General features: G+C 37.3%; 9 protein-coding genes. 2 read left to right on the top strand and 7 right to left on the bottom strand.

Annotation, left to right across the window (positions count from 1 at the left end; genetic code table 11):
* Positions 1 to 287 precede the first annotated feature (287 nt).
* Together AC52RT_RS02700 and AC52RT_RS02705 are read right to left on the bottom strand one after the other, a co-directional pair.
* Positions 288 to 959, bottom strand: a complete 672-nt coding sequence (locus AC52RT_RS02700) for a hypothetical protein (RefSeq protein WP_495539322.1) — start codon at positions 957 to 959, stop codon at positions 288 to 290.
* A 131-nt stretch (positions 960 to 1090) separates the two neighbouring features.
* On the bottom strand, positions 1091 to 1630 hold the full coding sequence (locus AC52RT_RS02705) for a helix-turn-helix domain-containing protein (protein ID WP_495539323.1): 540 nt from the start codon (positions 1628 to 1630) through the stop codon (positions 1091 to 1093).
* Positions 1631 to 1807: 177 nt separating this feature from the next.
* Between AC52RT_RS02705 and AC52RT_RS02710 the strand changes: the two genes are divergently transcribed.
* Entirely contained in the window at positions 1808 to 2347 is a 540-nt protein-coding gene (locus tag AC52RT_RS02710; RefSeq protein ID WP_495539324.1) for a GNAT family N-acetyltransferase, read from the top strand.
* Between the two features lie 43 nt (positions 2348 to 2390).
* Here AC52RT_RS02710 and AC52RT_RS02715 read toward each other — a convergent pair whose 3' ends face one another.
* Together AC52RT_RS02715 and AC52RT_RS02720 are read right to left on the bottom strand one after the other, a co-directional pair.
* Complete coding sequence (locus tag AC52RT_RS02715) at positions 2391 to 3797, bottom strand: amino acid permease (RefSeq protein ID WP_495539325.1); 1407 nt, start codon at positions 3795 to 3797, stop codon at positions 2391 to 2393.
* 72 nt (positions 3798 to 3869) lie between these two features.
* Complete coding sequence (locus AC52RT_RS02720) at positions 3870 to 4520, bottom strand: LysE family transporter (protein ID WP_495539326.1); 651 nt, start codon at positions 4518 to 4520, stop codon at positions 3870 to 3872.
* 479 nt (positions 4521 to 4999) lie between these two features.
* On the opposite strand from AC52RT_RS02720, the gene AC52RT_RS02725 reads away from it, so the two are divergent.
* Positions 5000 to 5569 carry a hypothetical protein gene (locus AC52RT_RS02725; protein WP_495539327.1) on the top strand — a complete coding sequence of 190 codons (570 nt, stop codon included), beginning with the start codon at positions 5000 to 5002 and terminating at the stop codon, positions 5567 to 5569.
* Positions 5570 to 5821: 252 nt separating this feature from the next.
* Here AC52RT_RS02725 and AC52RT_RS02730 read toward each other — a convergent pair whose 3' ends face one another.
* From AC52RT_RS02730 to AC52RT_RS02740, 3 genes are all read right to left on the bottom strand, one after another.
* Entirely contained in the window at positions 5822 to 6247 is a 426-nt protein-coding gene (locus tag AC52RT_RS02730; protein ID WP_495539328.1) for a DUF3021 domain-containing protein, read from the bottom strand.
* Complete coding sequence (locus AC52RT_RS02735; protein WP_495539329.1) at positions 6237 to 6698, bottom strand: LytTR family DNA-binding domain-containing protein; 462 nt, start codon at positions 6696 to 6698, stop codon at positions 6237 to 6239. Before AC52RT_RS02735 ends, AC52RT_RS02730 begins: the two co-directional genes overlap by 11 nt.
* 232 nt (positions 6699 to 6930) lie before the next feature.
* The gene (locus AC52RT_RS02740) at positions 6931 to 7470 is read right to left on the bottom strand and encodes a DUF7010 family protein (RefSeq protein ID WP_495539330.1); all 540 of its coding nucleotides are present in this window, start codon (positions 7468 to 7470) and stop codon (positions 6931 to 6933) included.
* Between the last annotated feature and the right edge of the window lie 143 nt (positions 7471 to 7613).

Below are 7613 nucleotides of genomic sequence, written 5' to 3' on the forward strand. Positions count from 1 at the left end.
AACGAGGTGACTCCCCGATAGTCCCTACTAGATTTCAGGCTATTTCTCAAAAGTGCGTTTCATTCATTGAGACTGTATTAGGCTTTCACCATCCCTAACTCGCTTACCAGTCTGTGCAAGAACTACTCTCTTTATCATTGAATTTATCAACTGAAGTTTTAAAAAATAATAATGTATTTTACTTTTTTTGTCAATCCTTTTTCACTATCTGTCTCTGTTTTCTATGATCGCCAATTGACTACAAAACAAGCCTCGAATCAACTATTCGAGGTTTGTTTTTGTTATTTCTATTTAGTCCGTACTAATTCAAGTTGTTTAACTAGAACGTCCACTAACGTATTTAATGGATTCACTAGTGTCTTTGACAGCTCTCGTTCCACTTTCATGGCCGCATCAACCATGGACAGTTGAGCGACTGAGACAGTTTTTGGGTTTTCTTTCATAAGTTGAGTAATGAAAGTTGTGACTTCCTCATCATAGACACTCTTTTTCCCTTGCATCATCAGTTCAAAGATATCGTTAATTACAATAACCTCTGTGTCTAAAGTCAGTCCACGGGCGTCTGCGTATTTATGCAAACGATTCATTGTTCCTTCCACCGTAAGAGGATTCGTAAATAAAAGGATTTGAGGTTCTGATATCTTACAAATTTCATTGAAAAAGGGTTCGTCAATATTAATAATTGGTACCGAGATGCTCAACTGTTCCCCTTGTAATAACGTTATATAATTCGTACATGTAATGAGAATGGCGTCCACTTTGCTCTTAGAAATCCACTCTAGCTGTTCTTTGACTTTATACTGAGCTTCTCTTTTTTTAAAAGATTTATCTGAGGTCACACGATACATGAGTGCTGGATCAACAAAATGAACTAAATCAATATCGTAAGAAGAAAGTGCCTTTTCTATGTAATTGATATTTGAATAATGGGCGTGAAGACACCCCAATCTTTTCTTCATGTATTCAACACCCTAACAAAACAAATTTTTAGATTTAATCCGGTCAATAAATCATTCCTTATTTTAACACACCCTTTCTTGACATATCAAAAAAAGAGAGGGAAACGTGCCCTCTCCTTTTTATTTTTTTCTTATTTAGTTGCGTTCCGAAGTTTTCTTTCGTACACGGCAATTTCGCCTTCAAGGTCCAGAAGTTTGATTTGATGCTCAAGCTCCAGTTTCTTTTTGAGTCTTTTTAATGATTCAATTTGACCCTCTATATCCTCTGTTGCAAGCTTTGGCTCTGACTGTGTTTGAGGCTTCGGTTCAGCTTTAAACTCAGGTTCTGCTTTCGGCTCAGCCTTTGGTTCGGCTTTATATTCTGCTTCTGGTTTAAGATCAGTGAAAATATCTCCGCCTTGCATAAATTTACTTATGCTTTTACTGAAAAAGTCTGCTGCCGCGTCCTTGGTCTTAGGATTTCCAATAATCCCTTCAATTAGGCTCTGCATTTTCGCTAATGACGTGCCAGGAATGACTGATTTTTTTTGAATAAACTCTTCTAGCCAATCTTTATCTATTTGATAGCTTTTCCCGTCTTGTGTTGCTTCAAGTTCACCATTTCGAATCCACCGGCGAACGGTTTCTTCTGAAACACGTAACATTTCACTTATCTCTTTCGTACTTAACATGTTAAAACCTCATTTCTGTATTTGTTCACACACATAACATATCATATGTGCGCACATACGTGCCAATAATAATGACTATTTTTTAGCTATAGTATGTAACTAGGTATCCTTTTGCACTTAAACCTGACATTAGGTGCACCGTATGATACCCTATATTTACCATTGAGCAGGTAGAAAATGTATAAAGCGGAGATCGATAAAGACCTATATCTGGCCATTTTAGAACCTAGACACGCGCAAGAATTGTTTCAACTGCTTGATAACAGCCGGGACCATATAAGCAAATGGCTTACTTTTCCGAACAAAACAAATAGTGTTGGGGATTCCCTTACATTTATAGAAAAATCTTTGAGGCGATTATCCGAAAATAATGGATACTGGGCTGGCATTTGGTATAAAGGAAAAATGGCTGGCTCCATTGGCTTCTTATATATTGACTGGGACGCAAGAAAGACCGAGATCGGCTATTGGCTCGGAGACGAATATTTAGGAATGGGGTTAGCTACAAAAGCAGCCAAAGCATTCATCTACCATTCGTTTGAGGAATTAGATCTAAGAAAAGTTGAAATAAATGTGGCAAGTGAAAACGGACCAAGCAGAGCCATCCCTGAACGTTTAGGCTTCACTAAAGAAGGCAGTATTCGCAACTATGAAAAGGTAAACGGAGACTATCATGATCGGATTCTTTATGGATTGCTCAAGGATGAATGGAAATGAAAGTGAAAAAGCATCCTCCAAGGGTAAGGAGGATGCAATCCATTTAATCCATATTCGACTTGCGAGCTCGATCAGACAGAGACTTTTCTTTATTCCAGACTCTTTTCTTCATGAAAATGGCGGCCAGTCCAATAAGGACAACAAATAATAAGCTGATAAAGAATCCTGGCCTGATTTCTTTCTCAAGCAGTGTACCTGTTACGGCCGCCGCAATTAACAATAAACCCATCCAGCCTGTCAGCTTATTCATTATGTTTAATTTAAGGACTTTAAATGCAGAAATTACAATAAAGGCCCAGTTGTACAAAATTAATATTCCTGCAGCAGTCGTAATGTATTCATAAATTTTCCCTGGAAGCAATAAAGCTGTAATAATCGAACCAATTAGTCCAAGTGTCGCAAGACCAAGTGCTGGCAAAGGCAAATCTTTAAATTTCCTAATTTTATTTGCAAAGAAAAGCGGTGCATTTCCATCACCCGCAATGGTTACTAATAAATTCGTAACACCAAATAAAGATGCGGTCATGGTTGAAAAACCGGCTATTATGATGGCTCCATTAAATACATGTGGAAAGAACCCTAGATGATAACTATCCATCGCCGTTACAAAGGGACTTTCCTTTTCACTAAATGCATCTAATGAAACCATCGTTACCGCTAACCCCAAGGAAATAACATAGATAATCGTTAAACATAGAAGCATGATGGTTCCTGCTTTTGGTGCGTCTTCTTTCTTTTTAAGACGCATAGCCATCAGACCAATGACCTCTATCCCGCCAAAAGCATAAAAGGCATAAATCAAAGAGGTCCAAAATCCTTTTAGTCCTTTCGGGAATAATTCTTTATAGGTGTTAGGGAATGAAGGCGGCTCAACCCCCTTTAGACCGAACCAACCGAATATCCCACAAAAGGCAAGAATAATAAACATAACGATAGCTGCTGTCTTTATTACAGCCAGAACATTTTCTACTCTGTCAAACCCTTTAGTCCCAAACAACACGACAATAATTGAGATAATTGCAAAACCTGAGGCAAAAATCCATAGCGGAATCTTCGGAAACCAAAACTGAGATAAGATGGAAAGCGCCGTCAATTGACTTCCCATAATTAATATATTAGACGACCAGTAATTCCAACCTGCGCTAAATCCAGCCCAACGTCCATATGCTTTATTTGCATAATAACAAAACGATCCTTCGTGAGGATCTGCTGCTGTCATTTTGGCAAGCAGTCGGTAAACAATATATGTACCTAATGAAGCTAAAACAAACGAAAAGATTATAGATGGCCCCGTTGTTTTTATCCCAATTGTAGAGCCAAGAAAATAACCTGTTCCGATTGTGCAGCCGACGCCTATTAAGGACAGCTGCCACCACTCCATGCTGCCAGATTCATCTTTTGGATTGGATCCTTTGCTATCTGCCTTCGTCACTGTAAATCCCCCTTCCATACATCCTTCTTAGTGTGAATAAAACCACTCAGAAATATGTAAAAGAAAAAGGAATGACAGAATAAGGTATGGCTAACCCAATAGAGCTGTTATCCCCTGATAACCAAAGTACAGACCAAATCCGACGAGTGAGAGCCCGGATAAAACGGAGATGACTTTTATACTGGTTTCATTTAAATACTTTCGAAACACGGTGGTTAAGGCCGCCACAAAGAAATCCCAACAAGTTAGTCCGATAAACATCATTAAGGTATATACAAGTAATGAACTGGTTCCATAGGTTACAGCAGTTTTTGCTAATACGGAACCGTATATTCCAAGCCAAAATAAAATAGAAAGCGGACTCGTTATCGACATAATAAAGCCAACCATAAAGCACTTTAGCATTGAGTCAGGACTGCTTCGATAATCAATCGTCAATTTCTTAGCGGCGAACATCCCTTCGATACCTGAATAAAGCAAGACAAATCCTCCAAATAGCCATAAAAATGTCTGGACAATGGGAATATCTAAAAATTTGACCAATCCGACATAGACCATCATCATAAAAATAGCATCTGCTATCATTGCCCCTAAACCAACAATCCAAGCATGCCAAAACCCGTTTTTAAGACCCTTGTCCAATCTCGCGGAATTGACCGGACCAATTGGAGCCGCAAGCGTGATCCCTAACACAAAATAACTAAACAGTATATTTACACTCAGGAGTACCACTCCATTCATCCAATTTCATCGGCTTGTCCAAAGATGGAGAAACTAATGAAGTATATGTAGGTGAAGATGGAGTTAGAACTATTCCTCATAGAGTGTAAATTAGGTTTGATTACGTGTACCTTCTTCTTCCTACATTTAAATTGAAGCAAGAAGGAGTTCAATTATAATTTCGTTTTATTTCTTTTTCTTCTTTTTTCCCATTAAAGCCGTCGCTATGGCACCAAAGAAATTTCCTAATGCTTCAAACATTACTCTACACCTCCCACAACGAACTGCAGCATATAATAAACTAGTATATTCTATTAATTACATATATGGTAAAATAAGGTTATTCTCTCGTAACTGGTATATCTGATTTTGCTCCATAACAGACAAAGCGTATCTTTTAGGTCCCGTAAGAATCTTACCGGGTTTTTCACTTTTTGTGATACAACATCACACATAATTAATAGCAGTGAGACATTATAAACTTATTGGGGTGAGCCATCTTGAATTTTTCATTTATAGATATTAGAAGTGGTAGTGCAACCTGTGTTTTCGAGATTAATCATAAAAAATTTGAGTTCCACCCTTCTTTTCATTCCGATGCCCTAGGGGATTTTGTTTCATATCTTGCTTCGATACATCCTTTATGCAAATTGAGTTGGAAAGAAGGTGCCTTTCACAAAATAAATGGTGGGATTCATTGGCAAACGGGACCATATTTACTAAATTGGGAATTCAAACGAGATTTCGAGGATTTAGAAATTATCATCATGGAAAAACAAAACTTTACCGTAGATAGAAAAGTTAATACAGATTTACCTAAAATAATATTGAAAACTACATGCAAGTTTGATGATTTTGTTTTATGTGTAATAAAAGAAGTAGATCGAGTTATTAAACAACGAGGCATTTTAGGTTATCGACAAGAATGGCAAAACTACACATTTCCAATTGATGGATTTCTTGCACTGAAATATGCGTATCTTTATAAAAAACCCTTTGAGATAACCAAAACAAATAATGGTACTTCGCTTGAGGAAGAACTATCTTTATTATTGTTAGCTATTGAATAAACAGGGTATATTCCGAGAGATTAATCATCTTTAATCGACTGATTAGGGAGGTGTTGTTTTTGGATAAAGAGGTAAAGAGAAAATTAGCTTTCGTTATATCCGTTTCTATCATAGGCAGTATTCTTGTATTATTGGTTCCCATTCTTTTTCATTATTTTTCTGGTTCTCCTTAACTTCACTATCCTTTCCACAGTTATGCCATTCCCCCTTTGATCACTAACTCCAAAGGGGGACCTCTTTTAAATCCCTTTGTTAGTTTTCTCCACTCTCTTCCCTTTTTCCAATTGTTTGATTTAGTTCTTCTTCTTGTTTTTTAAAATACGCCCGGAAGCTCAGCCAAAAAATCGTATACGTAATGATGAAACAAACAAAAGCAGCTGCAAAAGGCCATATCCCGGCTGGAAGCCAGCCAATATACATCGCCATGGGAAAATAAACAAGGACTGATAAAGAAAAGTGAACACTTAACTGTTTCAGCGGACTCCAGTTGTCATATTCAAAAATTAACGAAGCCATGCAGAAATATAAACTGATTACCATTGCACCTACTACACTTAGCCAAATTTCCTGTACACTAACTTCCGCCTTAATTACGACAATCACGGTGAGCATGATAAATACGACTACCATTGAATAGCCAAGACCCGCCCAAGCTCGCTTTAAAAGCTTACTTCCCATCCTCTCCACCTCCGAGTATTAATTTTTTCTTTAGCTCAGCGACATAACTGCGTGAGACATATTCTTTTGTGCCTGATTTAAAATGTACACAAAGAATGCCGTTGAAGGTCAATTCAAAATGATCAATTTGATCAAGATTACCGATAACTGATTTTGAAAATCGCATAAACCGCTGAGGGACTAACAGTTCCTCCAACTCGTAAAGCTTCAACTTCATTTCAATCTTCCGGTGGCCGCTGACACCATACACCTTGCGTTTTTCAGCAAATACATAATCCACCTCCCTCGGACTTAAGAGAATGGTCTTGTCTTCCTCAACTCCAACGAGACGCTTTGACGATTGAATTTGTAATTTCCGAATGATTTCTGCCAACTCTGGAGTCATTTCTTTAGCCTGAATGGTAATCGTCAATTCCTCGTATTGATCATGTAAGTCTATATTCACTTTCATGATTGGTCCCCCCTGTTCTATATATATTATTGCGAATTTTCTTGCCTTTGTAACAATAAACGGATGACAGGTAGGAGAATGAGAGTCAACTGTTATAAACATGGAATGAACTACGGTCCTATGTATAAAACCAGATATAATTTGCTTAATTTTACCATTTATCCTTAACGGTAATCGCAGAAATTACATAAAAAAACAGGGAGCTCCTTACTAAAGGTCCCTGTTAATGCATTTATACTTTTCTAAGCTCTCTACTAATACAAAATGCACCGATGCTAAACACGATGGAAATCGTTAAAGGAACGACGATATACGCTTGATCGACAACAAACCATCCTAGAATGAGTGATGACACGCTCGTTGTGAAGGCAATAAATCCATATGTCTTACTTTTATAAATCCAAATATAAGGAAAAAAGTGAGAACCCGTTAATAGACCAATCGTAAAGGGTAAATACTCAGGAATTTGGAGGTAGACGAGAATAAAAACAGGGATAAAAAAAGCCTGTGGAGCTGCAACTACTGCCGCTAACATTCCAATTGGATTCTCAATAACTAATACATTTACCTTCATACATCTGCCAACGGCTACTCCTAATGGAAAGATAACAATCAAAGCAAGAATCCAAATAACGCCTACGATCTTCATTGAAAAAAAGAATGGAAAAAGAGCAATAAGAAAAAAAACAAAGGCTCCAGAAAGTACAAGTGGAACACCCTTTTTTGCGGTTTGGATAACATCCTTTTGTAAGTGGTTTAGCTTAGCATCCATTTAAGACTCCTTTAGAAATGACACTGAATCATATACGGCTAGATTCAGTGTCCTATTCGTTTTTTAATAGAGTGTAACAAATAAATAAGATACTAGAAAAATACTTATTTATCATATTAAGTTTATACATATTTACCACTTTA

The sequence above is a fragment of the Peribacillus sp. genome, assembly GCF_059453735.1.